This is a genomic window from Saccharothrix saharensis (assembly GCF_006716745.1).
GTDB lineage: Bacteria > Actinomycetota > Actinomycetes > Mycobacteriales > Pseudonocardiaceae > Actinosynnema > Actinosynnema saharense.
On record NZ_VFPP01000001.1, the window covers coordinates 5,549,909 to 5,573,645 of the forward strand.

The following is a 23,737-nucleotide window of genomic DNA, read 5'->3' on the forward strand; positions in this document are numbered from 1 at the left end:
TGATGCACGTGTCCGAGCTGAAGCCGCTGAACCCGACCGAGCAGGATGCGCTGGTCAAGCAGATCGGCCTGACGCTGATGCGGGCCGCGCCGGAGGAGTGGCGGCACGTGACCGCGGAGTACCGCGCGACCGGCCGGTACTTCGAGCTGGCCGCCGAGGTGCGCACCGCGGATGGCGCCCTGCGCGCCTGGTCGCCGCCCCAGGAGGTGGCCGGTCTGTTCTCGCGGCTGCGCGCGGGCATGTACCGGGACGGTCGGGGCAGCTGGTCCAACGCCCGCTACCAGCTCGACCACCCGTCCAGCTACAACCTGGACTTCGACCGCGCCGAGCCGTCCTGGACCACGCCACCGCCGCCGCAGGCGTACCTGGACGAGATGCGGTTCTTCCCGCGCACGGACGACAACGTGCCGGACTGGCTGCGCCGCCGCCTCCAGCAGGCACCGCCGCCCCCGCCGGCCGACCCGCCGCAGCCGTCGCGCGCGTTCCGCACGGCCCGCGTGTTCGACGGCGCGGGCCCCGGCGGTCGGCCGTCGGTGAACCGGCCGCCGGTCGCCGAGGCCGACCACGACCTGCTGCTGAGCTACCTGGACCGGGCGCCGGTCGCGGTGATCGGGCGCGGGTTCGACGCGGACGTGCTCAACCCGGACGCGCCGGCCGTGGTGCCGGTCGGGTTCCAGACGGACGGGCAGTGGATCTGGCCCGCCGCCGTCGGCTACTACCTGCGCGCCTACGGCGTGCCGCCGGAGCCCGAGCTGGTGGAGCGGGCCAAGGCGCTGGACTTCGTGCTGCCCGAGGTGACCGAGGAGGCGCGGGTCGCCGCCGCGGCGAACCTGGGTGCCCCCGCCGCGCCGCAGGGCACCGGGCTGCCGGTCGCCGAACCGCCGCCCGCGCCGGTCGAGCCGCCCGCCGAGGTGGGCGCGACCGTGGCCGCGCCGCTGCCCGAGCTGCCGGCCGACGAGCCGCGGCCGGCCGAGGAGCCGGGCGCGCCGGCGGACGTCGAGGAGACCGCGAACCTCACCGAGCTGAAGCCGGACGTCATCGAGTACGCGCAGGAAGGCCCGCCGTACCGGGTGCGGTTCGAGGAGGACGGGCCGGTCATCGACGAGCGGTACCGCCGCGAGTCCTACGTGGACGGGATGGACCTGTTCGCGCCGGCGGCGTACGAGCGCGAGCTGAACGACACCCAGACCTGGAACCCGTTCACCGACGAGGAGTCGGAGCCCGAGCGCGCGCAGGAGACGGCCGATGTCGGGCCGGTCGGCGCAGCGCGGCAGCCGCACCAGCACGACGAGCACCCGCACGCGGAACACGACCAGCACGGGGAGCACGAGCAGCCTGTCGAGCCCGAACCCGAGCCCGAACCCGAGCCCGAACCGCAGCCCGCCGCCGAGCAGGCCCGCGAGGTCGAGTCGCGGCACGCCGCCGGCACCGCCGACGAAGCCGAGGTCACCGCGGAGTTCGAGGTCGACCAGGCCAGGCTCTTCACGCCGGAGCGCGACGACGAGCCGTTCGACGCCCACGAGGACGCGCGGTTCGGCGACCACGACGAGCGGGCGTTCACCGGGTCGGACGAGCCGTTGTTCGCCGAGCAGGACCGCGCCGACGAGCCGGACTCCCGCTTCGACGACCACGGCGAGCACGCCGAGCACCGCGACCACACCGACCACGCCGAGCACCAGCGGTCCGCGCACGACCGCCCCGAGCACCACGACCAGGACCACGACCAGGACCACGGCCACCCCGACGGCGACCACCGCGACGAGCCCGCCGAGCCGCAGCAGTTCGTGGAGCAGGTACCGCCGCCGTTCGCGGACCAGGCCACCCAGTTCGCCGAGGCCGTGCAGCCGTTCGACGACGTGAGCCCGGCCGCGCCGCCCCCACCGCCCCTGGCGCCGCCCCCGCCGGTCCAGCCGCCGCAGCCGGTCGAGCCCCGCCAGGTCACGCCGGACGAGGAGCGCGAGCTGGGCGCCCTCCGCCGCGCGCTGGACGAGCTCGACGTCCCGCCCGTCGCCTACCGGTTCGGCGAGCCCGCCGACCGCACCTGGCTGCTGCGCACCGAGGGCCCGGACTGGGAGGTGTCGTGGTTCGACCACGGCCCGACCAACCCGATCCGCTTCGACCGGCTGGAGGACGCCGCCGCGTACCTGGTCGGCAAGCTGGTGCTGACCAACCGGCGCGTACCGCGCCCGGCCCCGATGCCGCCGCCACCGCCGCCGCAGCGTCCCCGCCCGCCGATGAACAACGGCTTCCGCGAGGAGCCGCCGCGCCGCCCCGCGCCGCCGCAGCGCCCGCCGGTCGAACCGCCGGCCCCCGTCGCCGCGCAACCCCAGCCGCAGCCCTCGGGCGTCACGACGTCCACCCAGGAGCCCAAGCCGCAGCGGTCGTGGCCGATCAGCCCGATGAACGGCGAGCCGCCGCTCACCCTGTTCCGGCACAAGAAGATGGTCGAGCTGCCCGCCGGCATGGAGGTGGACCGCTTCGGCGAGGGCGAGGGCAACCTCGTCTACGCGGCGGGCACCCCGTTCGCGCAGCGCTCGCTGGTGCCGTCGTGGATCAACCGCCCGTACCACGTGTACCGGCTGCGCCGACCCGTCGAGGTGCTGACCGGGGTGGCCGTGCCGTGGTTCGAGCAGCCGGGCGGCGGCACCGCGTACCTGATGCCGAAGACGATCGACGACATGATCGCCGACGGCGTGCTGGTCGAGGTCGCGGGCCAGGAGCCCCCGGGCCACTAGCCGACGCGCAGCCCGTGCGCCGCGGCGAAGGCGACGGCCGTGTCCGGGTCCACCCGTGCCCCGCGCAGGGTGGCCTGGACGAGCCCGTCGGCGTCCAGGCGCGCGCCGCGCAGGTCCGCGCCCTCCAACCGGCACCCGAGCAGCCGCGCGCCGGTCAGGTCGGCGTCACGCAGGTCCACGTCGCGCAGGTCGGCGTCGGAGAGGGTCGCCTCGCGCAGCCGCAGCCCGCGCAGCGACGCCTTCCGCAGCACGGCGCCGGCCAGCCCGACCAGGGTGAGATCGGTCTCGGTCAGCGTGATCGGTCGCAGCGCGCAGTCCGCGAACGTCGACCCGAGCCACGAGCACGAGGTGAACTCCGTCGAGTTCAGCACGGCCCCGGTGAACCGGCAGGAGCGGAAGGCGGTGGCGTTGTGCGCGGACCCGCCCAGGTCGGTGCGGTCGAACGCGCACTCGGTGAACGTGCAGCCCGACGTCACCAGGTCGCGCAGGTCGGCCTCGGTGAAGTCGCACCGGACGAACGACCTGCCCTCCCACCGCTGCCCGCGCACGACCGCGTCGGAGTAGTCCTCGCCGATGATGTCCACTGTCACACTTTGTCATCGTTGCGCAGTTGGTAACCTCCGACCTGCCGGGCAAACCGCCCGGTGCGCGGTCCCGGAGTAGAGACCGCCGCTGACAGGTCGTCAGCCTGCCTAGTGGTCGTGCCCGAGGACTGAAGCCACAACATTCGGGAAGGCACATGACCCGCACGCCCGTGAACGTCACCGTCACCGGTGCGGCCGGCCAGATCGGCTACGCACTGCTGTTCCGCATCGCCTCCGGCCACCTCCTGGGCCCCGACGTCCCGGTGCGCCTGCGCCTGCTGGAGATCCCGCAGGCCGTCAAGGCCGCCGAGGGCACCGCGATGGAGCTGGACGACTGCGCGTTCCCGCTGCTGTCCGGCATCGACATCACCGACGACGCCAAGACCGCCTTCGACGGCGTCAACGTGGCGCTGCTGGTCGGCGCCCGCCCGCGCACGAAGGGGATGGAGCGCGGTGACCTGCTGGAGGCCAACGGCGGCATCTTCAAGCCGCAGGGTGAGGCGATCAACGCGGGCGCGGCGGACGACGTGCGCGTGCTGGTCGTCGGCAACCCGGCCAACACCAACGCCCTGATCGCCCAGCAGCACGCGCCCGACGTGCCCGCCGAGCGGTTCACCGCGATGACCCGCCTGGACCACAACCGGGCGCTGTCGCAGCTGGCGAAGAAGCTCGGGGTGTCGGTCACCGACATCAAGAAGCTCACCATCTGGGGCAACCACTCGGCCACCCAGTACCCGGACCTGTTCCACGCCGAGGTCAAGGGCCAGAACGCGGCGCAGGCCGTGAACGACCAGGCCTGGCTGGAGAACGAGTTCATCCCGACCGTGGCCAAGCGCGGCGCGGCGATCATCGAGGCGCGCGGCGCGTCCTCGGCGGCGTCGGCGGCGAACGCGGCCATCGACCACGTGCACGACTGGGTCAACGGCACCGCCGAGGGTGACTGGGTGTCGATGGCGATCCCGTCGGACGGCTCCTACGGCGTGCCGGAGGGCCTGATCTCGTCCTTCCCGGTCACCGTGACCGACGGCGAGTACTCGATCGTGCAGGGCCTGGAGATCGACGAGTTCTCCCGCGCCCGCATCGACGCCTCCGTGGCCGAGCTGGTCGAGGAGCGCGACGCGGTCAAGGCGCTGGGCCTGATCTGAGCCGCACCCCACGGGAGGGCCGCCACCGGCGGCCCTCCCGTGGCATGTTGGGGGCATGGACTCCTGGCCCGTGCCCGCACCGAACCTGCCCGCCGACGTGCACCCGGCGCTCGCCGCCACCGCGGTCGCCGCGTCGGCCGCCTACGGCCGGGCCCGGCGCGAGTTCAGCCGCGCGCAGTTGCGCGAGGAGGTCGCCGACGGCGCGGACGGCACGCCCACCATGCGGGTCGACGCGATCGTGGAGGCCGCGATCGCCGAGGCCGCCGCGGCGGCGGGGGCGAACCTGCTGTCCGAGGAGGCCGGGTTCCTCGACCACGGGTCGGCCGCCACCCTCGTGATCGACCCGGTGGACGGTTCCGCGAACGCCGCCATGGGCGTGCCGCTCTCGTGCTTCGCGGGTGCTCTCGTGCTCGACGACCAGCCGGTGGAAGCCCTCACGGTGTGGTTCGACACGGGCCGGGCCTGGTCGGCCCACGCGGGTCGGCCCACGCCCTACCGCACCAGCGGCCGCACGCGGCTCAAGGGCGCGTCGCTGTGCATGATGCGGCCCAAGCGCGGCACCGAGGACGCCTGGATGCGCGTGGTGGACCAGGCCGAGCGGGTCCGCATCCTCGCCACCACGTGCCTGGAGGCGGTGCTGGTGGCCGAGGGCGCGGTGGACGGGTTCGCCGACCCCGGCTCGGACACCCACCGGCTGATGGACCTGATCGCCGCGCTCGTCACGGTGCCCGCAGCCGGGGGAGCGCTGCTGGACCTGCGCGGCCGGCCGCTGTCCTTCGACCTGGACCTGTCCCGCCGCTGGTCCGGCATCGCCGCCGCCACGCCCGCCCTGGCCGACGAGCTGATCACCGCCGTCCTGGGCTGACACCGCTCCCGGGTTGCCGTTCCGCTCACCGGCGGTACCAGCGCGCGGTCTCCTCGATCGCCTGCTCGTGCGGCGTGACGGCGAACGGCCCGAACGTGGCCTCGAACGCGGAGTGGTCCACCACCCACGGCGCGGTCCGCTGGTGGTCCATCTCGGCCGAGCCCTTCAGCCGCTTGTCGAACAGCGCGCCGACCTGGACCGAGAACGCGGGCAGCCGCAGCGGCCCGCGGGTGTTGCCGAGCACCCGGCCGGTCAGGGCGATGAACTCGCGCACGGTCACCGTCTCGGCCGCGGGCGTGTGCCAGACCTTCCCGTCGGCCCGCTCGTCGTCGCCCAGCACGATCGTCGCCCGGGCCGTGTCGGACAGGTGGGCGAACGTGTGCGGCAGGTCCAGCGGCCAGAACCACATCGCGCCCCTGCCCGCCGCCATCGGCTTGACCACCAGCTCGCCGGGCAGCGAGCCCGTGCCGCCCGGACCGTAGTAGTCCGACGAACGGCACGTCGTCACCGGCACCGATGCCGCCCGCAAGCGCTTGCCCAGCTCGCTGCGCAGCCGTTCCTTCGGGCCCGCGGGCCGTTCCGGCGTGTCCTCCCGCAGCGGCCCCGACACCGGCCCGTACGCGTAGAGGTTGTCGGTGTAGACGATCTTCGCCCCCGCGGCCTCGGCCGCGGCGATGGTGTTCTCCACCATCGTCGGCAGCATCGCGGTCCAGTCGGAGTACAGGACGTTCGCCGCCAGGTGGACCAGGGACGCGCCCTCGACCGCCTTGATCGTGGCGTCGCGGTCCATCAGGTCGGCGCGCACGTCCCGCGCACCTGCCGGAACACCACCTGAACGTGTGACAGCACGGACCTCCCGGCCGTCCGCCACCAGCAGGCGGGCGATCTCACCGCCGATGCCCCGTCCCGCACCCAGCACGACCACCGTCATGACGCCCCCTCGTATCAAGCCCTCACTGTTGTTAGAAGTTCTAACACAAGTTAGAGTGCGGTTGTCAACAGGAGGGTCAGCCGATGGTCAACGTCCGCCGGGAGCGGTACCGCGAGGAGACGAAGTCGGAGGCCAAGCGCATCGCGCTGGAGCAGTTGGCGGACCAGGGGATCGCCGGGATCTCGGTCAACGCCATCGCCAAGCGCATGGGCGTGACGGGTCCCGCGCTCTACCGGTACTTCAAGGGGCGCGACGAGCTGCTCAACGACCTGATCCGCGACGCGTGGCACGACCTGGCGGTCGCGGTGGAGGCGGCGGTGGCGGCGTCGACCGACGCGTCACCACCCGATCGGGTGCGTGCGTTCGCGGGGGCGTTCCGGACGTGGGCCGTCACCGAGCCGCACCGCTACCTGCTGCTGTTCGGCACGCCGCTGCCGGGGTACCACGCGCCGGAGGACACGGTGCTGCTCGCGCATCGCACCATGAGCGCGCTGCTCGGCGTCCTGCCGCACGAGGACGGGGCCGCGGCCGGGCCGTCCACGCTGGACGACCAGCTCGTGGCCTGGGCGGGCTCGCGCGGCGAGGGGAACGTGCCCCCCGCCGTGCTGCTCACCGCCATGCGTGCGTTCACCAGGCTGCACGGCGTGCTCAGCCTGGAGGTCTCGGGCCAGTTCGGGCCGATGGGGGTCGACCCGGCGCTGCTCTACCGCGCCGAGGTCGAGTCCTTGATCCTGGGTGACTCGGAGGCCCGCGGCTCGACCAGGCTGTCGGGGCCGGGGTAGACCAGCCCTTCGTGGCCGTCGGAGAAGCGGACCCGATACGGGGGCGCACCTTCCGGGCCGCGCACTTCGAGGATCTCGCCGACCGTCTCGTCGAGACCCACCGCGCGGCTGTGGATGTGCAACCGGTCGCCTACTGTCGCGTGCATCTGCAACACCTCCGGTGCGTCACAGCGTAGGACTGTTCCGAAGGTACCGACAGCCTGGCATTTCCGCTCAGGCGCAGGCGTTGGACAGCTTGGCCACCTGGTCCAGCTTCTCCTGCGACCAGGTCGCGATGTTGGCCGGGTTCAGGTCCTCCAGCGTCACCTTGCTCATGGTGTCCGAGACCCCGGTGATGGCGTCCTGGAGCGTGGTGTCGCCGGCCTTCGCGGCCAGCGCGTTCAGCTCCTCGGCCTTCTTCTGGGTCTCCTCCAGCGCCTTCTGGGGGTCGGTCGCGTCGGGCGTGAAGCCCGCCAGCTTCAGCGCTTCGATGCACAGCTGCGCCTTGTCCGCGGCCTGGCCGACCTGGTTGGCCGTGTCCGAGGCCTGCTGCACGGCCTCGCAGCCGGAGACCGCCGCAGCGAGCCCCATCGCCAGCAGGAGGGTGGCTACCGGACGACCTGCGCGCATGAGGTGCTCCCGTTCTACGTTGACCGTTTCGTCCGACTCTACCGACGCGCGTACAGCCGACGCACCACGTCGTCGATTTCCGGCTCGACAACCACCAGGTCGTGCACCTCCGCCCTGGCGGCCACGGCGGAGATCAGCGCCGCGGCGGTCGTGTCGGCCCGGCTGAACGTGAGGTGGTGTCGCAACCCGTTCAGCTCCGCGCGGCTCGACGTGACGCCGGGCAACCCGGCCAGTTCCGCCGGTTTTTCCAGGTCGACCACCAGCACCCGCTCCGGCGCGACCTCCGCGCGCAACGCCTCCAGCGGCCCATCCGCGAGCACCGTGCCGCGGTCGATCACCACCAACCGGGGGCACAGCCGCTCGATGTCGTCCAAGTCGTGCGTGGTGAGCAGGAGCGTGGTGCCGCGCTGCGCGTTCAGGTCGGCCAGGAACTCCCGCAGCCGTTCCTTGGACTCCAGGTCCAGCCCGATCGTCGGCTCGTCCAGCACCAGCAGCTCCGGCCCGTGCAACAGGGACGCCGTGACCTCGCCGCGCATCCGCTGCCCCAGTGACAGCTGCCGGACCGGCGTGTCCAGGAAAGCGCCCAGCTCCAGCAGCTCGACGCACTCGCGCAACCGGCTCGCGTAGTCGCCCCCCGGCACCCGGTAGATCGCCCGCAGCAGCTCGAAGCTGTCCCGCAGCGGCAGGTCCCACCAGAGCTGGCTGCGCTGCCCGAACACCACGCCGATCCGCCGCGCCAGGTCCCGCCGGCCGCGGGAGGGCTCCACCCCGCACACCCGCACGTGCCCGGACGTCGGCACGAGGATCCCGGTGAGCATCTTGATGGTGGTCGACTTGCCCGCGCCGTTGGGCCCGACGTAGCCGACCGCCTCACCCGCCGCCACGTCGAACGCCACGTCGTCGACGGCCCGCACGACCCGGCGTTCCCGGCGGAACCGCCCCACCTTGGTCGTCACGGTGAACTCGCGCCGCAGGTCGCGCACCTCGATCATGATCCGGTCCCTCGGTAGTGCCGCACGGCCGTGCGCCAGACCAGGCCGGCGACGACGGCCGCCGCGGCGGCGACGAGCGGTGAGACCCACCCCAGGAACGCGGGACCGCCCAGCGGGTCCGGCCGGTCCAGCAGCGCGAGGCTGGGGTAGTAGGCGACGAACGCGCCGGGGATGACGAACGCGAAGAACCGCCGCAGCCACGGCCCGTACACCGTGGCGGGGTAGGACGTGAACGCGTTGCTGCCGTAGGTGACCGTGTTGGCCAGTTCCTGGCCGTCCACCACCCAGAAGCACACCGCGTTGGCCGCCACCCAGATGGACGAGAAGATCACCGCACCGCCGATGGGTGCCACCACGACGAGGGCGATGGTGCCCGCCGACCACGCGATGTCGTTGTGGCTCAACGCGTACGCCATCGCGCCGAGCCCGGCGACGATCCGGCCCACCTTCCGCAGGTGCAGGTCGGACGCCATCATCTGGGCCAACGTCCCCAGTGGCCGCAGCAGGAGCACGTCGAACGTGCCCGTGCGGATGTAGGTCGGCAGCTCGTCCAGCTGCCCGGCCACCATGTCCGCGATCCCGAACGCCGTGCCCGCGATCGCGTACATCAGCACGACCTCGCGGACCGAGAACCCGCCCAGCGCGCTGACCCGGTTGAACAGCACCAGGATGATCGCCAGCTCGGCGAGCTGGTTGACGGCCTGCGCGACGCACTGCAGCACGAACGAGGCCCGGTAGGACATCTGGCCGCGCAACCTCGCGCCCACGAGTTTCAGGTAGACGCTCTCAGCCACCCTGGACCACCACCTTGCGCACCGCGCGGTTCAGCACGAGGTGCCCCGCGACCAGCACGGCGACCGCCCAGAACGCCTGCCCCGCCAGGAACGGCCACGGCGATCCGCGTTCGAGGAAGACGTCGACGGGCGCTTGCAGCATGGCCGCGAACGGGGTCGACCACACGATTGGCAGCGCCCAGTCGGGGAAGAACGACAGCGGCACGGCCAAGCCGCAGAACAGCCACGTGAGCGCCGTGTAGAGCGCTTGGACACCGCGGTTGTCCAAGAGCCAGAACGTGGTCGCGTTGAGCAGGAACCTCATGCCGAAGCTCACCGCCAACGCGAGCGCCACGCTGACCGCGAACACCGGAACGGTGCCGATCGAGGGCCAGCGGAAGGGGAAGAGCAACGCGCCGAACGCGACCGGGGGAGCCAGCCGCACCACCACGGCATAGCCGGCGCGTCCCACGTCCTCGGCGAACAACGCCATCTGGAGGTGCCAAGGCCGGTAGAGGTCGACCACGACGTCCCCGCTGCGCACCCGTTCGGCCAACTGCTTGTCGCCCCAGAGCACGACAACGGCCATGAGCCCTTGTCCGAGCCAGACGTAGGTGGCGGTCGCGGCGACGTCGTAGCCCGCGATCGGGCCCTGCCCCACGGCCGCGACCAGCACGGCCAGCCTGAGCAGGCCGAAGGCGACGTTCGTCGCCATTCCGGCGACCATCGCCTGTCGGTAGGTGGAGTACCTGCGGAATCCGGCCAGCGCTAGCGAGACGTAAGCGCGCACGTCTGTTCACCCTAGGAACCGCCGCAACCCATTTGCGGTCCGGCGCCACCGGTCGGGATCGCGCTCATGCCCGACCCTCGACCCACCTCCCGGCCCGTTCCCGCAAGACCTCGTCCCGCACTTGCGGCACAACGGACTCCACTGCCCGTGCGACCGGTTTCCGGTACCGCTCGGGCAGGTCCGACTCGTCCAGCACCTCGGCCAGCAAGGCGTCCGGGTCCACCGCCCAGGCGCCCAGCGACCGCACCACCCGGGCCCTCAACGCGAACCGATCGGCGACCGCCCGTGCCCTCCGCACGCCGTTGCGCTCCGCGCCGTGCGACGCGGCCAGGGCCACCGCCGCCCACGCCAGCCGGTTCACCGCCGTCCGGTCCTCGTCGTACACGCGACCCTGCGCGAGCACGCGGACCCACTCCCAGTCGTTGGCGTCGCTCACCGCTTCGCCGCCAGCACGCCGTCCAGCAATCCCGGGAACAACGCGTCCAAGTCATCCCTCCGCAACGCACTGATCCGCGACGTCCCCTGCGGCCGAACGCGCACCACACCCGCCTCCCGCAACGTCCGCACGTGGTGCGTCAGCGTGGACGCCGTGACGCCCAGCGGCAGCACGCCGCACGAGAGGCCCTCCTCGTGCTCCGCCAACGCGCGCACGATCCGGAGCCGGACCGGGTCGGCCAGCGCGTGCAGCACCGACGCGATCCGGATCTCGTCCCGCTCCGGGTGGGCGAGCAACGTGGTCATGACGCCCATACTACGAGATGTATCAAACTTCGATGACTGACGTAGTACGGTCGACGTCGAACCAATCTCGACTGGGGGGCACACATGTCGGCACGCACCTACCTGCTCGCCGCCGGCGCGTTCGCCATCGGCACGAGCGGGTACATCGTCTCCGGCGTGCTGCCCGCCGTGAGCGAGGAACTGCACGTCTCGCACGCCACCGCCGGGCAGCTGCTCACCGCGTTCGCCATCGCCTACGCGATCTCGTCACCGATCCTCGCCGCCCTCACCGGCCGGTGGGAACGCCGCACGCTCCTCGTCGCGGCCCTCGTCGTCGCCGCCCTCGGCAACCTGCTCGCCGCGCTCGCGCCCAACTACCCGCTGCTCCTCGTCGCACGCATCGTCAGCGCGCTCGGAGCAGCCGTCTACACGCCGGCGGCAACCTTGGTCGCCACCGTCCTGTCCCCGCCGCGCCACCGCGGCCGAGCCGTCGCCCTGGTGTTCGGCGGCCTGACGTTCTCCCTGGTCCTGGGCGTGCCGGCGGGCAACCTGCTCGGCGGGCCCCTCGGTTACCAGGGCGTGTTCGCCCTCATCGCCGCCGTCTCCGCGGTCGCCGCCGTCGCGGTCCGCCTGTGGCTGCCCCGCGTCGACGCCCCGCCCGCCGTCGGCCTCCGGCAGCGCTTCGCCCCGGCCGCCGACCGGCGCGTGCTGATGGTCCTCGGCCTGACCGTGCTCGCGTGCCTGGCCGTGTTCAGCGTCTTCAACTACATCGCGCCGCTGCTGACCGAGACCGCGCACGTCGAAGGCGCCGCGATCGGCGTCCTGCTCGGCGCCTACGGCCTGGGTTCCGTGCTGGGCAACTGGGGCGCCGGTCGCCTCACCGACCGGTTCGACACCCGCAAGCTGCTCGTCGTGCTGTTCGGCTGCTTCACCGTCGTGCTGGCGACGCTGCCGCTCACCACGACCACCCCCGTCTCGGCCGGTGTCGCGCTGTTCGTCTGGGGCGCGCTCACGTGGTCGGCCAACCCGCCCATCCAGAGCTGGCTGATCGAGCTCGCGCCCGCCGACAGCGGCCTGCTGCTGTCGCTCAACGCGTCGGCGATCTACCTCGGCGTCGGCCTGTCCGGCGTCGTCGGCGGCCTGGTGATCAGCTGGTTCGGCCTGCTCCCGCTCGCGCCGATCGCCGCGTCGCTCGCCCTGGTCGCGCTGGTGGTGCTGATCTTCGCGCTCAAGCCGCGCCCCGCTCAGGAGCCGCCGAACGCGCTGGTGGTGACCTCGCCCGCGCCGGGTTCCGCCGCCAGGCAGTGGAAGTAGTTCCGGTCGCCGTCGGCGAACGCGACGGCGGTGATCCTCCACGTCGACGTGTCCACGGTCGGGCGGGTGTTGGCCTCCATGGCCTCGGCCGTGCACACGTCGGCGACCTCGGGGGCCTGCACGAGGGCGTCACTGGTGACCTGGGGCATGGCCCCGGAGAGCCAGCCGCCGCCGAACGCCTCCCAGAAGTGCTCGACCGAGCAGTCCCCGGCACGGCGGGCGGTCGCCGCCTGACCACCGAAGTTGTTGATGCCGTGGTAGCAGGTGGGTTCCGCGACGCAGAAACCCGTCCCGCACCGGTCGAGCCGGGGCGGTGGGGCGGTCTCCTGCGCGCTGGTGGTGGTCGTGGCGGTCCCGGGACTGCCCACGGCGTCCTGGGTGCGCGTCGCCCACCACCAGGTGCCGGCCGCGACGACCACCGCCAGCACCGCCGCACCGCCCACCAGCGCCCACGGCTTCTTGGTGGGCGGGGGCGTGTAGGAGGCGTTGTAGTACCGGTGCTCGTGGCCCGGCACCTGCCGCGGCACCTGGCTGAGCTCGTCCCGCAACCGGGCCGCGGTGGGCGTCCGCCGGGTGGCGTCGGGGTCCAACGCCCGCACCAGCGTGTCGTGCAGGTCCGGCGGCACGCCCGGGACCCGCGGCACCGGTGACCGCAGCACCTCGCCGAGGTGGTCGAACGACTCGACCGGCCAGGGCACCGGCCGCGGCGGCTTGCCCGCGAGCAGGTCGTACAGCGTGGCCGCCAACGCGTACACGTCCGCCGCCGCCGTCGGCTGGGCCATCGCGAACGCCTCGGGCGGCGCGTAGCCGGGGCTCAACGCGTCCCTCGTGACCGTGCTGGACCCCTCGGCGTCCAGCAGCGCCGCCAGCCCGAAGTCGGCCAGCTTCACCGTGCCGTAGCGGTCGAGCAGGATGTTGCCCGGCTTGATGTCGCGGTGCAGCACGCCTTCCGCGTGGGCCGCCGCCAACGCGTCCGCCAGTTGGACGCCCAGCTCGCGCACCCGTGCCGCGGGCAGGGGCCCGTCACGCCGGACCACGTCGGCCAGCGACCCGCCCGTGCACAGTTCCATGACCAGGTAGGGCGTGCCCTGCGGGGTGAAGTTCGCGTCGTGCACCGACACCACGTGCGGGTGCCCGGACAGCCGCGCCGCCGCGTGCGCCTCGCGCAGGAACCGCCGCCGGTCCCGTTCGGTCCGCAGCACCCGGTTGTCGACCTTGACCGCGACCTCGCGGTCCAGCTGGACCTGGCGGGCGCGGTAGACCGTGGCGAAACCGCCCTGGCCCAACGGCGTGAGATGGGTGAGACCCGGCAACTGCACGCCGGGACTCTAACCCCCGGCGGCCGCGCCGCCGCCCTCCTTGACCGCCGCCTTCGCCGCCTTCTTGAACGCCCGGACCTCGGCCAACGTCTCCGCGCTCGTCACGTCCGCGATCGACCGCCGCGACCCTTCCTCCCCGTACGCACCCGCGGCCTCCCGCCACCCGTCCGGCGTCACCCCGAGCTGCTTGCCGAGCAACGCGACGAAGATCCGCGCCTTCTGGTCACCGAACCCGGGCAACGCCTTCACCCGCTTGAGCACTTCCCTGCCGTCCGGCTTGCCGGCCTTCCAGATGTTCGCCGCCTTGCCGTCGTAGTGCTCGATGACGTGCAGGGCCAACGCGTGCACGCGCCGCGCCATCGACCCGCCGTACCGGTGGATGGCGGGCGGCTGGACGCACAGCTCCACGAACTCGTCCACGTCGGTCCGCGCGATCTTCTCGATGCTGAACCCCGCCATCCGATCCGCGATCTTCCGCGGTCCGGCGAAGGCGTGCTCCATGGGGAACTGCTGGTCCAGCAGCAATCCCGTGAGCAGGGCGAACGGATCCTCGCTCAGCAACTTGTCGGCGGCGGGGTCACCGGTCAGGCGGAGCTTCCTCGGCATGCGCCCATCCTCGCACCGGACCCCCGGACCTCACTCGGCGAGCCCTGCTCGTCCAGAGCTCGGAAGATCTCTCCGGTAGCTTCCGGTTGACTGCTTAACCGGTTAATCGCTACCGTCCACCGCATCCGCCGCCACGCTCCACCAGCACTCAAAAGGCCGCCACCTGGCGAGAGGCAGGACGCAGTGCGCACAGCGATGACGCTGGTAGCCCTACTCCTCACGACCCTGGTCCCACCCGCGGCCGCCGCCGCGCCGCCGCCGATCCCCGTGGTCGACTACCTGAAGCGCATCACCGGCACCCGCACGGTCACCGGGATGCACAACAAAGAGCCCAACTCCGACCCCGCCCGCCACACCGCCAAGGTCCACGCGATCACCGGCGTCTACCCCGGTTTGTGGGGCGGTGACTTCCTCTTCGCCCAGGACGACGTCGCCCACCGGCAGACGATGGTCGACCAGGCCAAGACCGAGTGGCGCAACGGCTCGCTCGTCACCCTCACCTGGCACGTCTGCCCGCCGACCCGCCCCACCTCCTGCGGCTGGGACGCGGGCGTCAACGACGACCTCACCGACGCCCAGTGGTCCCAACTCGTCACCGACGGCACAGCCCTCAACAACGCCTGGAAGGCGCGCCTGGACGAGGTCGTGCCGTTCCTGCGCCAACTCCTGGACGCCGGCGTCCAACCGCTGTTCCGCCCGCTGCACGAGATGAACGACGGCTGGTCCTGGTGGGGTGGCCGGCCGGGCGCGAACGGCAGCCGCCGCCTCTACCAGCTCACCCACGACCACCTCGTGCGGACCCGCGGCCTGACCGGCATGGCGTGGGTCTGGAACGTCAAGGACCTCGACCCGGCCGGCATCGCCGCCTACTACCCGGGCCCGGCTTACACCGACGTCGTGTCGCTCGACGCCTGGAACAGCTTCTGGCCGTCCGCCACCTACTACGACACCCTCAGGTCGCTGGCGCAGGGCAAGCCGCTGGCGCTGGCCGAGGTCGGCAGGGTCCCGTCACCCGGTGAGCTGGCGTCCCAACCCGAGTGGGCGTACTTCATGGCGTGGCCGGAGTTCTTCGACGACAAGCAGCTCAACCCCGACAGCGCCGTCCGTGCCACCTACGCCTCACCGCGCGCGGTGAACCAGGGGCAGCTCACCGGCGGTGGCGGCAACCTGGCCCTCGGCCGCCCGTCCTGGTCCACCGCGACCGAGAGCGCCGCCCACCCGTCGTCCCACGCGTTCGACGGCAATCCGGCCACCCGCTGGAGCAGCGCGTTCACCGACCAGCACTCGCTGTGGGTCGACCTCGGCTCGACGAAGCCGGTCCGCCGCGTCCGGCTCGACTGGGAGGCCGCGCACGCCCGGCAGTACCAGCTCCAGACCTCCACCGACGGCACGACCTGGACCACCGTGCACGCCGACTACGCGGCCGACGGCGGCACCGACGAGATCGTGCTCGACACGAGCGCGCGCTACGTGAAGCTGTACGCGTTCCAGCGCGCCACGCCGTACGGCTACTCGCTGTGGGAGATGTCCGTCTACTGATTCCGCCTGCTGGTTCCGCCTACTGGTCGCGCACGATCGGCACGACCTGGCCGATCAGCAGGCGCAACGCCTCCCGGTCCACCGTGGCCGGGTCCTCGGCCAGCCAGTCGCCGATCTCCTCGACGAACTGGGCGGGCGTCATCGGCGGCACGATGGCGTCCGCCGGTTCCTCGGTGGTCACCGCGCCCTCGCGGCTGGGGTAGACCAGCAGCGCGGTCCGGATGTCCAGCCAGGGCAACAGCTTCCGGTACACCGCGAGGCTGCGCGGCATCCGCATGCCGCCGCCCCGGAACGGGTGGCCGTTGCGCCACACCGTGCCGTCGTCCTCGGCCTCGTAGTGCCCCGGCAGCCAGGACTTCGACTCGATCAGCACGAGCCTGCGCCCGCACAGCACGGCGTGGTCGACGTCGGCGAACACCGAGCCGGGCCAGGCCAGGCCGTGGAAGACGCGCGCGCCGGGCAGCCGGGTCAGGTACTGGCTGAGGAGGTCGGCGGTGAGCCGCTCGCAGGCGCGGTCGTCGGTGGTCCCGTGCACCACCGACGTGTCGTGGTCCAGCGTGAACGCGCGGTCGGCCCGGATCGCGGCGAGGTAGCGCCGCACCAACCGGAACGCCGCCGTCGCCGCCGCGGCCACCAGCACCAGCCAGACGCCCAGCGAGAGCGGCGTGAAGTCGACCAGCACCACCGGCAGCAGGAGGAAGAACCAGCCGCACACGGCCGCCAGCGCAGGCGCGTGGCCGGGACCGGCGGCCGGGACGTACCGCACGCGCTGACCGACGTCGACCAGGTGCCACCACGCGAGCCCGCCGAGGTCCACCACGGGCTTCGGGGGTACGAAGTCGGGATCTTCGCCGAAGTTGCGCAACCGACCGGTCCGGCCGGAGCGCGGCGGTCGGGTCGGGGACGTCGGCCGCGCCCCCGGACGGGTGAACGTCTGGCCGCGGTCGTAGTCACGCCGGCGGACGGGGTCCCGCAGGGTGTCATATGCCTCTTGCAGCATGCGGAAGGTGCCGGAGGACCCGCCCGCGTCGGGGTGCATCACCTTGGCCAGGGAGCGGTAAGCGGACTTGATCTCCGCCTCGGACGCGTAGCGGCCGACCCCGAGGAGTTCGTAGTAGTCGACTCCGCGCACGAGGGCAGACCTTAGCGGCCCTGTCTCCGGGGCCGTGGTCATGGTTAGTGTTGGGCAGGAGCCCGGTAGCGCAGTGGTTGTCGCGCCCTCCCCCCGGGAGGGAGGACGCCGGTTCGAATCCGGCCCGGCTCGGGACCATGTAGCGCAGTGGTTGACGCGCCCTCCCCCCGGGAGGGAGGACGCCGGTTCGAGTCCGGCCTGGTCCGCTCGGCCGATCCCGTGCCGCCGCGCGGGGTCGAGTTGCCGGTGCCCGCGGACGGGCGCACCCTTCGGCCATGGCGACTTGCGACGTGTGCGGCAACGACTACTGGATGGCCTTCGAGGTCCGCACGGTCGGCGGTGGCGTGCACACCTTCGACAGCTTCGAGTGCGCGGTCCAACGCCTCGCGCCGCGCTGCGAGCACTGCGACTGCCGCATCCTCGGGCACGGCGTCGAGGTGCAGGGCCGGTTCTTCTGCTGCGCCCACTGCGCGCGCAGCGCGGACGACCTCGGCGCGCAGATCAAGGACACCGTCGGCGCCCACCCGGGCTGAACGGGCCGGTCCTAGTCGCAGTTGAGCACCAGCCGGCCGTTGAGGAACGTCGGTTGCAGGTCGCCGCGCGCGTCCACGCTCTTCGTGCCGTGCGGCAGGACCTCCTCGATCGCGCTGAACGCGATGATGTCCGAGACGCCGTAACGGCCGCGCAGCGTGCGCTGGCCGGGGAACCGCAGCGCCCGGCCCTCCCGCCGGTCGCGGTGTGCCAGCGCCGCCCGCAGCGCGCCCCTGGTCAGCTCCTCGGGTCCGGCGAGCCGTTGCAGCGAGCCGTTGTGCACCGCCACGCCGTAGCCGCGTTCGATCAGCGTCGACACGGTGTTCTCGGACGGCTCGTCGGTGAGCCGGAACGACAGCGCGTGCCGGCCCTCCACCTCGTGCACGCACACGAGCTGCGCGTGGAACAGCAGCGTTTCGTACAGCGACACCGCGACCTTGTCCGCGGTCGCGCGGTCCTCGTGACCGGCGTTGAGGCCGAGCCAGGTGGTCATCCGGCGACCTCGACGACGTTGTCGTGCGTGGGGTGGGGCACGAAGTCCTCCTCGACGCGGTCGGCGCGGGACAGGATTTCGCTGGAGGCTAGTCCGATCGGGTGATGTGGTGGTAGCCGCCGAATGGCCGTTATCTGAAACTCAGATGGGTAGCAGGTCGAAACTTTCGAGGAACGGGAGCGCGCCCGCCTGCTGCAGGGCGGCGGCGGACAGCCAGATGCTCAGGATCGTGATGAGCGGGCCGACGATCGCCATCTCGACCGTGCCGCCGGTCTTCATCCGCAGCAGCTTCGGCGGCGCGACCGGGAACCAGGTCTTGCCCATCAGCGGGATCGGCCACAGGATCGGGCAGCCCTGCTCGGTGATCGCGTCGCCCAGGTAGTGGGCGAAGCACCCCACCCCGACCGCCACGCCGCACGCCGCCGCGCTGGCCGGTGTCTGCGCGGTCCAGGCCACGCAGGCGACCGTGATGGCGGCCGACACGCCGGTGATCAGCAGCGCGTCCTTCTGCGGGCACCAGTCGTTCATGATCCCGCGCACGGCCAGGCCCGCGAACACGAACATCAGCGCGGGCAGGGCCCACTTCTGCGACTGCTGCACCACGGCGGTCGTGCCGACGGCGGCGGCCAGCGCGAACACCAGCGTGTGCGTGAGGCCGCGGTGCCCGCCGTCGCGGTTGGAGTCCTTGCGGGTGCGGGTGGTGCGGTAGACGAACGAGCTGACCGTGTTGATCAGCGCCGACGCGCCCGCGCTGACCGGCCCGAACGTGCGCGAGATCGTCGACGACGGGTGGTCGAGGTCGGGCAGCAGGGCGGCGCCGGTGGCGAGCACCGCGCCGACCGCCCAGCTCTGCGGCGTGAGCTGGCCGATGGGGTGGTTCTCGGCTGTCGCGGTCACCGCCGCCCAGGCGAGCAGACCGCTCATGGCGTGGGTCGGACCCGTCGACAACGCTGCCCCCTTGATCACTCGTACGGGTGCGAGGTTAGCGGGGCGGACGCCGTTGGCGGGCGTAACCCGCGAACGCGTGTTCGATCCGCTCCGGTCGGCGGTCCCCGTGCGGCGGCCCGGCGGCGCGGCTGGTTGTATGGGGCCGGAGAACCCGTGCCACCGGCGGTCGCGGCGTCGGCCCGGATGTGACGCCGTTCCCTTTTTCCGCCCTGGTGGAGGCAAGCGAACCGACATAGCAGTACGCTTGTCTTGCTTGCATTGTCGCGAGAGGAGCGCCCTGAGTATGGGCAAGATCAAGGTTCAGGGGACCGTCGTCGAACTCGACGGCGACGAGATGACGCGGATCATCTGGCAGTTCATCAAGGACAAGCTGATCCACCCGTACCTGGACGTCAACCTCGAGTACTACGACCTGGGCATCGAGTACCGGGACGCCACCGACGACCAGGTCACGATCGACGCCGCGCACGCCATCAAGAAGCACGGCGTCGGTGTCAAGTGCGCCACCATCACGCCCGACGAGGCGCGGGTGGAGGAGTTCGGCCTGAAGAAGATGTGGGTCTCGCCGAACGGCACGATCCGCAACATCCTCGGCGGCGTGGTGTTCCGCGAGCCGATCATCATCTCGAACATCCCGCGGCTGGTGCCGGGCTGGACGAAGCCGATCATCATCGGCCGCCACGCCCACGGCGACCAGTACAAGGCGACCAACTTCAAGGTCCCCGGCGCGGGCGAGCTGACCATCACGTTCACGCCCGAGGACGGCTCCGAGCCGATCAAGCACGTGGTGGCCAACTACGGCGCCGACGGCGGCGTGGCCATGGGCATGTACAACTTCAACAAGTCCATCGAGGACTTCGCGCGCGCCTCGTTCTCCTACGGGTTGCAGCGGAACTACCCGGTCTACATGTCGACCAAGAACACCATCCTCAAGGCGTACGACGGTGCGTTCAAGGACATCTTCCAGAAGGTGTTCGAGGAGGAGTTCAAGGCGCAGTTCGACGCCGCGGGCCTGACCTACGAGCACCGCCTGATCGACGACATGGTCGCCGCCGCGATGAAGTGGGAGGGCGGCTACGTCTGGGCGTGCAAGAACTACGACGGTGACGTGCAGTCCGACACGGTCGCGCAGGGCTTCGGCTCGCTGGGCCTGATGACGTCGGTGCTGATGACGCCGGACGGCAAGACCGTCGAGGCGGAGGCCGCGCACGGCACCGTGACCCGGCACTACCGGCAGCACCAGGCGGGCAAGCCGACCTCCACCAACCCGATCGCGTCGATCTTCGCGTGGACCGGTGGCCTGAAGCACCGCGGCAAGCTGGACGGCACGCCGGAGGTGACCGGCTTCGCGGAGACGCTGGAGCAGGTCATCGTGGAGACCGTCGAGAGCGGCCGGATGACCAAGGACCTGGCCGTGCTGGTGAGCAAGGACCAGGAGTGGCTGACCACCGAGGACTTCCTCGGCACGCTGGACGAGAACCTGCAGAAGAAGATGGCCGGCTGACGCCTGCCCTCCGACTCGCGCGATCAGGGGACTGCCTCCGGGCGGTCCCCTGATCCGTTTCCGTAGCGGTGTCACCCGTCCGGTTCCCCGGTGGGGTGGATTGTGGCCCGGACCGCCTCACGGGCCCGCCCGACGCGCTATATCTGCACTTCGGGACAGGTGTCGGGAGGCGTGATGCTCGGGATTCCGGTGCGCGGCGTGGTCGTCGTGGGTGTGCTCGCGGCGGCCGGGTTGATGTACGTCGCCAACGACGGCCAGAAGCTCGGGGTGGAGGAGGCCGCCGCCCGCGAGTGCCGGGTGACCGTGATCGCGGACATCCTCAACGTGCGCTCCGGGCCCGCCGACACGCAGCCGATCGTGGCGACCATGCGGCGCGACGCGGTGGTGCGGGCGGAGACCCGGGTCGAGAACGGCTTCCGGTTGCTGGCGGACGGGCGCTGGGTGAAGGACGAGTTCGTGACGCCGACGTCGGACAGCAGCTGCTCGTGATCTGATGGGCGGATGTTCTTCAAGTGGCGGTCGTCGCGGCGTGATGTGGTGACGTGCGCGTGCGAACCGGAGTGGCCGGGACTGCGCGCGCTGGTGGACGGGCAGGAGGTGGCGGGCGTGCCCTCGCCGGAGGGCAGCAGCCCGTTGGTGCTGATGCTCGGGTTGGCCGCGTCCTGCACGGGGTGCGGCGCGGATTACCCGTACGGCTGGGCCGTCGCCGACCGCCGTTAGGCTGCTGCGGTGCTGACTGTCTCCACGATCAACGTCAACGGGCTGCGCGCCGCCGCGAAGAAGGGCTACCTGGAGTGGCTGGCCGCGACGTCGGCGGACGTGGTGTGCCTGCAGGAGGTGCGGGCCGAGCCGGGTCAGCTGCCCGACGAGGTGCGCTCGCCGCAGGGGTGGCACGTGGCGCACGCGCACTCGGAGGCCAAGGGGCGCAACGGGGTCGCCGTGCTGACGCGCGAGGCGCCGCAGGCCGTGCGGATCGGGTTCGGGGTGGCCGAGTTCGAGCACTCCGGGCGCTACGTCGAGGTCGAGCTGGCCGACGTGGTGGTGGCGTCGCTGTACCTGCCGAGCGGTGACGTCGACACGCCGCGGCAGGACGAGAAGGACCGGTTCACGGCCGCGTTCCTGCCGTACCTGGTGGAGTTGCGGGACAAGGCGGCTGCCGACGGGCGCGAGGTCCTGGTCTGCGGTGACTGGAACATCGCCCACCGGCCGGAGGACCTGAAGGCGTGGAGGACGAACCAGAAGTCGTCGGGCTTCCTGCCGGAGGAACGCGCGTGGATGGACCGCGTCTTCGGTGAGGCGGAGTACGTCGACGTGGTCCGCTCCCTCCACCCGGACGTGGCGGGCCCGTACACCTGGTGGTCCTACCGCGGCAAGGCGTTCGACAACGACTCGGGCTGGCGGATCGACTACCAGGTCGCGACGCGCGCCCTGGCCGCCACCGCCACGTCCGCCGTGGTCGAGCGGGCGGCCACCTACGCCGAGCGCTGGTCCGACCACGCGCCGGTCACGGTGACGTTCGACTGGCCCACGGGGTGAACCCGAGCCGCTCGCGGCGCACGTCCCGGTGGGCCACCGGTCGCCAGTCGTTGTGCCGCAACGGAATCGGTTTACCCGACGATCGACTTCGCTCGTTCGGCCGCACTTCACCCCGAGGTCGTGACGCGCTCCCCGGTTCGTGAGAACTTTTCACCTCACCGAGACACCGGGAGCGTGCGATGGGGATCAGCCGGCGGCGTTTCTTGCAGGCGACGGGTGCGGCGGGTGCGGTGCTGGCGTGGGGCGGGCCCGCCTGGGCGGCCACCACCGGCACGACGTTGGACGTCACGGCCGCGGCGGTCGGCGCGACCGGCTACCGGCGGTTGCAGGCGGGGCCCGGGTGGCCGGTGGTGGTGCGGTCCGACCTCGCCGCGCCCGGCGCCGGACGGGCCGACCGGCGCACGTCGTTGGCCTGCTTCGTGCAGTTCACCGACATGCACATGGTCGACGCGCAGAGTCCCGCCCGCTTCGAGTACACCCACCCGCTGATGGGCGCCGGCGCCTTCCGCGCCCACGAAACGCTCGCCCAGCACACGTCCGCCGCCCTCGTCCGCAAGATCGACGAGATCCGCAACGGACCGTTCACCAATCGCCCGATCGACTTCATGATGACCACGGGCGACAACACCGACAACCACGAGCTCGTCGAGCTCGACTGGTTCCTCACCGTCCTCAACGGTGGCCGGATCACCGCCAACACCGGCGACCCGACCCGCTACGAAGGCGTGCAGGACTCCGGCGTCAAGGCCTACTGGAACCCGCACTCCACCCTCGTCGACGACTACAAGGCCAAGGGCTTCCCGCACCTGCCCGGCCTGCTCGACGCCGCCATCCGCCCGTTCGACAGCCCCGGCCTGCGCGTCCCCTGGTACTGCACGTTCGGCAACCACGACGACAGCGTGGTCGGCACCCTGCCCGACGGCCTGCCGCTGATCGACGGCCTCTACACCTCGAACCGGAAGATCATGGGCTTCTCGGACGCCCAAGCAGCCCGCCTCGCCCGGGCCATGACCGACCCGGCGCACGTGCTGGACGCGGCGGCCGTCGTCGCCGAAGGAGGGCTGGTCCGCACGGTCACCCCGGACGCCCGTCGCCGCCCGTTCACCACGGCCGAGTTCGTCCGGGCCCACCTCGACCCGCGCCACACCGGCCCCGGGCCGCACGGCCACGGCTTCACCGACGACAACGCCGACGGCGTGGACGTCTTCTACGCGTTCCCGATCGCGCCCGGCGTCACCGGCATCAGCCTCGACACCACGACCACCGGCGGCTTCTCCGACGGCTCGATCGGCCTGCACCAGTACCTCTGGCTGGAGCGCACGCTCAAGCGCGGCAGCTCCCGCTACTACGACGCGTTCGGCTTCCCGCACCGCCAGAACGTCACCGATGAGCTGTTCGTCCTGTTCAGCCACCACACCAGCTGGACCATGGGCAACGTCCTGCCCGACCGCCGCCGCCCGCTCGACCCCCGCCTGGACGGCAAGGCGCTGGTGGACCTCCTCGGCCGGTTCCCGAACGTCGTCGCCTGGGTCAACGGCCACACCCACGAGAACCGGATCGTCCCGCACGGCACGGGCGACCGGGCGTTCTGGGAGATCAACACCGCCGCGCACGTCGACCACCCGCAGCACGCCCGCATCATCGAGCTCGCGGACAACGGCGACGGCACGTTGTCGCTGTTCACGACATTGGTCGAGGGCGACGCGCCCTACCGGGCCGACTACGACGACTTCTCGCCGCGCGGCCTGGCGTCGCTGGCCCGCGAGTTCGCGTTCAACGACCCGCACGCGAACGCGAACGCCGTCGGCGCCCCGACCGACCGCAACACCGAACTGCTCGTCGCGGGCAGGTCGCCGGTCCGGTGATCCGCTGACCGGTCCGCCACCCCC

General features: G+C 71.9%; 26 protein-coding genes and 2 tRNA genes. 14 read left to right on the forward strand and 14 right to left on the reverse strand.

Annotated elements, in window-relative coordinates:
* Positions 1-8 precede the first annotated feature (8 nt).
* Positions 9-2,735 carry a TNT domain-containing protein gene (locus FHX81_RS24895; RefSeq protein WP_246107963.1) on the forward strand — a complete coding sequence of 909 codons (2,727 nt, stop codon included), beginning with the start codon at positions 9-11 and terminating at the stop codon, positions 2,733-2,735.
* Here the strand turns inward: FHX81_RS24895 and FHX81_RS24900 are convergent.
* Positions 2,732-3,319, reverse strand: coding sequence for a pentapeptide repeat-containing protein (locus FHX81_RS24900; protein ID WP_141984118.1), 588 nt, complete (start codon positions 3,317-3,319; stop codon positions 2,732-2,734). The two genes, FHX81_RS24895 and FHX81_RS24900, sit on opposite strands and share 4 nt — an antisense overlap.
* Before the next feature lie 155 nt (positions 3,320-3,474).
* Between FHX81_RS24900 and FHX81_RS24905 the strand changes: the two genes are divergently transcribed.
* Entirely contained in the window at positions 3,475-4,464 is a 990-nt protein-coding gene (locus tag FHX81_RS24905; protein ID WP_141980414.1) for a malate dehydrogenase, read from the forward strand.
* A gap of 55 nt (positions 4,465-4,519) precedes the next feature.
* A complete protein-coding gene (locus FHX81_RS24910) occupies positions 4,520-5,329 on the forward strand; it encodes an inositol monophosphatase family protein (RefSeq protein WP_141980415.1) in 810 nt (269 codons plus the stop codon).
* A gap of 25 nt (positions 5,330-5,354) precedes the next feature.
* Here FHX81_RS24910 and FHX81_RS24915 read toward each other — a convergent pair whose 3' ends face one another.
* Positions 5,355-6,260 carry an NAD(P)H-binding protein gene (locus FHX81_RS24915; RefSeq protein ID WP_141980416.1) on the reverse strand — a complete coding sequence of 302 codons (906 nt, stop codon included), beginning with the start codon at positions 6,258-6,260 and terminating at the stop codon, positions 5,355-5,357.
* Between the two features lie 83 nt (positions 6,261-6,343).
* Here FHX81_RS24915 and FHX81_RS24920 point away from each other — a divergent pair, with 83 nt between their 5' ends.
* Positions 6,344-7,042 (forward strand): TetR/AcrR family transcriptional regulator, encoded by a 699-nt coding sequence (locus FHX81_RS24920; protein ID WP_141980417.1) that lies wholly within the window; start codon positions 6,344-6,346, stop codon positions 7,040-7,042.
* On the opposite strand, the gene FHX81_RS24925 is transcribed toward FHX81_RS24920, so the two are convergent.
* The 7 genes from FHX81_RS24925 to FHX81_RS24955 all read right to left on the reverse strand — a co-directional run bounded on the left by FHX81_RS24925 (position 6,964) and on the right by FHX81_RS24955 (position 10,956).
* Entirely contained in the window at positions 6,964-7,188 is a 225-nt protein-coding gene (locus tag FHX81_RS24925) for a DUF1918 domain-containing protein (protein WP_141980418.1), read from the reverse strand. The two genes, FHX81_RS24920 and FHX81_RS24925, sit on opposite strands and share 79 nt — an antisense overlap.
* A gap of 67 nt (positions 7,189-7,255) precedes the next feature.
* On the reverse strand, positions 7,256-7,651 hold the full coding sequence (locus tag FHX81_RS24930) for a bacteriophage spanin2 family protein (RefSeq protein WP_141980419.1): 396 nt from the start codon (positions 7,649-7,651) through the stop codon (positions 7,256-7,258).
* A gap of 38 nt (positions 7,652-7,689) precedes the next feature.
* Positions 7,690-8,643 (reverse strand): ABC transporter ATP-binding protein, encoded by a 954-nt coding sequence (locus FHX81_RS24935; RefSeq protein WP_141980420.1) that lies wholly within the window; start codon positions 8,641-8,643, stop codon positions 7,690-7,692.
* Positions 8,640-9,437, reverse strand: a complete 798-nt coding sequence (locus FHX81_RS24940) for an ABC transporter permease (protein WP_141980421.1) — start codon at positions 9,435-9,437, stop codon at positions 8,640-8,642. The genes FHX81_RS24935 and FHX81_RS24940 overlap by 4 nt, the downstream gene beginning before the upstream one ends.
* The gene (locus FHX81_RS24945) at positions 9,430-10,206 is read right to left on the reverse strand and encodes an ABC transporter permease (RefSeq protein WP_141980422.1); all 777 of its coding nucleotides are present in this window, start codon (positions 10,204-10,206) and stop codon (positions 9,430-9,432) included. Before FHX81_RS24945 ends, FHX81_RS24940 begins: the two co-directional genes overlap by 8 nt.
* A 64-nt stretch (positions 10,207-10,270) precedes the next feature.
* A complete protein-coding gene (locus tag FHX81_RS24950) occupies positions 10,271-10,642 on the reverse strand; it encodes a hypothetical protein (RefSeq protein ID WP_141980423.1) in 372 nt (123 codons plus the stop codon).
* Positions 10,639-10,956, reverse strand: coding sequence for an ArsR/SmtB family transcription factor (locus tag FHX81_RS24955; RefSeq protein ID WP_425473843.1), 318 nt, complete (start codon positions 10,954-10,956; stop codon positions 10,639-10,641). The genes FHX81_RS24950 and FHX81_RS24955 overlap by 4 nt, the downstream gene beginning before the upstream one ends.
* A 75-nt stretch (positions 10,957-11,031) precedes the next feature.
* On the opposite strand from FHX81_RS24955, the gene FHX81_RS24960 reads away from it, so the two are divergent.
* The gene (locus FHX81_RS24960) at positions 11,032-12,240 is read left to right on the forward strand and encodes an MFS transporter (protein WP_141980425.1); all 1,209 of its coding nucleotides are present in this window, start codon (positions 11,032-11,034) and stop codon (positions 12,238-12,240) included.
* On the opposite strand, the gene FHX81_RS24965 is transcribed toward FHX81_RS24960, so the two are convergent.
* Positions 12,171-13,559 carry a serine/threonine-protein kinase gene (locus tag FHX81_RS24965; RefSeq protein ID WP_141980426.1) on the reverse strand — a complete coding sequence of 463 codons (1,389 nt, stop codon included), beginning with the start codon at positions 13,557-13,559 and terminating at the stop codon, positions 12,171-12,173. The two genes, FHX81_RS24960 and FHX81_RS24965, sit on opposite strands and share 70 nt — an antisense overlap.
* A gap of 9 nt (positions 13,560-13,568) precedes the next feature.
* Positions 13,569-14,165: an HhH-GPD-type base excision DNA repair protein gene (locus FHX81_RS24970; RefSeq protein ID WP_141980427.1), complete on the reverse strand. Its 597-nt coding sequence runs from the start codon at positions 14,163-14,165 to the stop codon at positions 13,569-13,571.
* A gap of 183 nt (positions 14,166-14,348) precedes the next feature.
* On the opposite strand from FHX81_RS24970, the gene FHX81_RS24975 reads away from it, so the two are divergent.
* On the forward strand, positions 14,349-15,704 hold the full coding sequence (locus FHX81_RS24975; protein WP_211363556.1) for a glycosyl hydrolase: 1,356 nt from the start codon (positions 14,349-14,351) through the stop codon (positions 15,702-15,704).
* 19 nt (positions 15,705-15,723) lie between these two features.
* Here the strand turns inward: FHX81_RS24975 and FHX81_RS24980 are convergent, their stop codons facing one another.
* Positions 15,724-16,836, reverse strand: coding sequence for a J domain-containing protein (locus FHX81_RS24980; protein WP_141980428.1), 1,113 nt, complete (start codon positions 16,834-16,836; stop codon positions 15,724-15,726).
* 58 nt (positions 16,837-16,894) lie between these two features.
* Between FHX81_RS24980 and FHX81_RS24985 the strand changes: the two genes are divergently transcribed.
* The 3 genes from FHX81_RS24985 to FHX81_RS24995 all read left to right on the forward strand — a co-directional run bounded on the left by FHX81_RS24985 (position 16,895) and on the right by FHX81_RS24995 (position 17,369).
* A tRNA-Pro gene (locus FHX81_RS24985) sits at positions 16,895-16,968 on the forward strand.
* Positions 16,969-17,042, forward strand: a tRNA-Pro gene (locus tag FHX81_RS24990).
* A gap of 69 nt (positions 17,043-17,111) precedes the next feature.
* On the forward strand, positions 17,112-17,369 hold the full coding sequence (locus FHX81_RS24995) for a Prokaryotic metallothionein (protein WP_141980429.1): 258 nt from the start codon (positions 17,112-17,114) through the stop codon (positions 17,367-17,369).
* A gap of 11 nt (positions 17,370-17,380) precedes the next feature.
* Here FHX81_RS24995 and FHX81_RS25000 read toward each other — a convergent pair whose 3' ends face one another.
* A complete protein-coding gene (locus tag FHX81_RS25000; RefSeq protein ID WP_141980430.1) occupies positions 17,381-17,860 on the reverse strand; it encodes a hypothetical protein in 480 nt (159 codons plus the stop codon).
* Positions 17,861-18,001: 141 nt separating this feature from the next.
* Positions 18,002-18,808: a metal-dependent hydrolase gene (locus FHX81_RS25005; RefSeq protein WP_141984119.1), complete on the reverse strand. Its 807-nt coding sequence runs from the start codon at positions 18,806-18,808 to the stop codon at positions 18,002-18,004.
* A gap of 283 nt (positions 18,809-19,091) precedes the next feature.
* Between FHX81_RS25005 and FHX81_RS25010 the strand changes: the two genes are divergently transcribed.
* The 5 genes from FHX81_RS25010 to FHX81_RS25030 all read left to right on the forward strand — a co-directional run bounded on the left by FHX81_RS25010 (position 19,092) and on the right by FHX81_RS25030 (position 23,713).
* Positions 19,092-20,312 (forward strand): NADP-dependent isocitrate dehydrogenase, encoded by a 1,221-nt coding sequence (locus tag FHX81_RS25010; RefSeq protein ID WP_141980431.1) that lies wholly within the window; start codon positions 19,092-19,094, stop codon positions 20,310-20,312.
* A 174-nt stretch (positions 20,313-20,486) separates the two neighbouring features.
* Positions 20,487-20,801: an SH3 domain-containing protein gene (locus FHX81_RS25015; protein WP_141980432.1), complete on the forward strand. Its 315-nt coding sequence runs from the start codon at positions 20,487-20,489 to the stop codon at positions 20,799-20,801.
* A gap of 12 nt (positions 20,802-20,813) precedes the next feature.
* On the forward strand, positions 20,814-21,032 hold the full coding sequence (locus tag FHX81_RS25020) for a hypothetical protein (RefSeq protein WP_141980433.1): 219 nt from the start codon (positions 20,814-20,816) through the stop codon (positions 21,030-21,032).
* A 9-nt stretch (positions 21,033-21,041) separates the two neighbouring features.
* Complete coding sequence (locus FHX81_RS25025) at positions 21,042-21,848, forward strand: exodeoxyribonuclease III (RefSeq protein WP_141980434.1); 807 nt, start codon at positions 21,042-21,044, stop codon at positions 21,846-21,848.
* A gap of 179 nt (positions 21,849-22,027) precedes the next feature.
* Positions 22,028-23,713 (forward strand): TIGR03767 family metallophosphoesterase, encoded by a 1,686-nt coding sequence (locus tag FHX81_RS25030; protein WP_141980435.1) that lies wholly within the window; start codon positions 22,028-22,030, stop codon positions 23,711-23,713.
* Positions 23,714-23,737 lie beyond the last annotated feature (24 nt).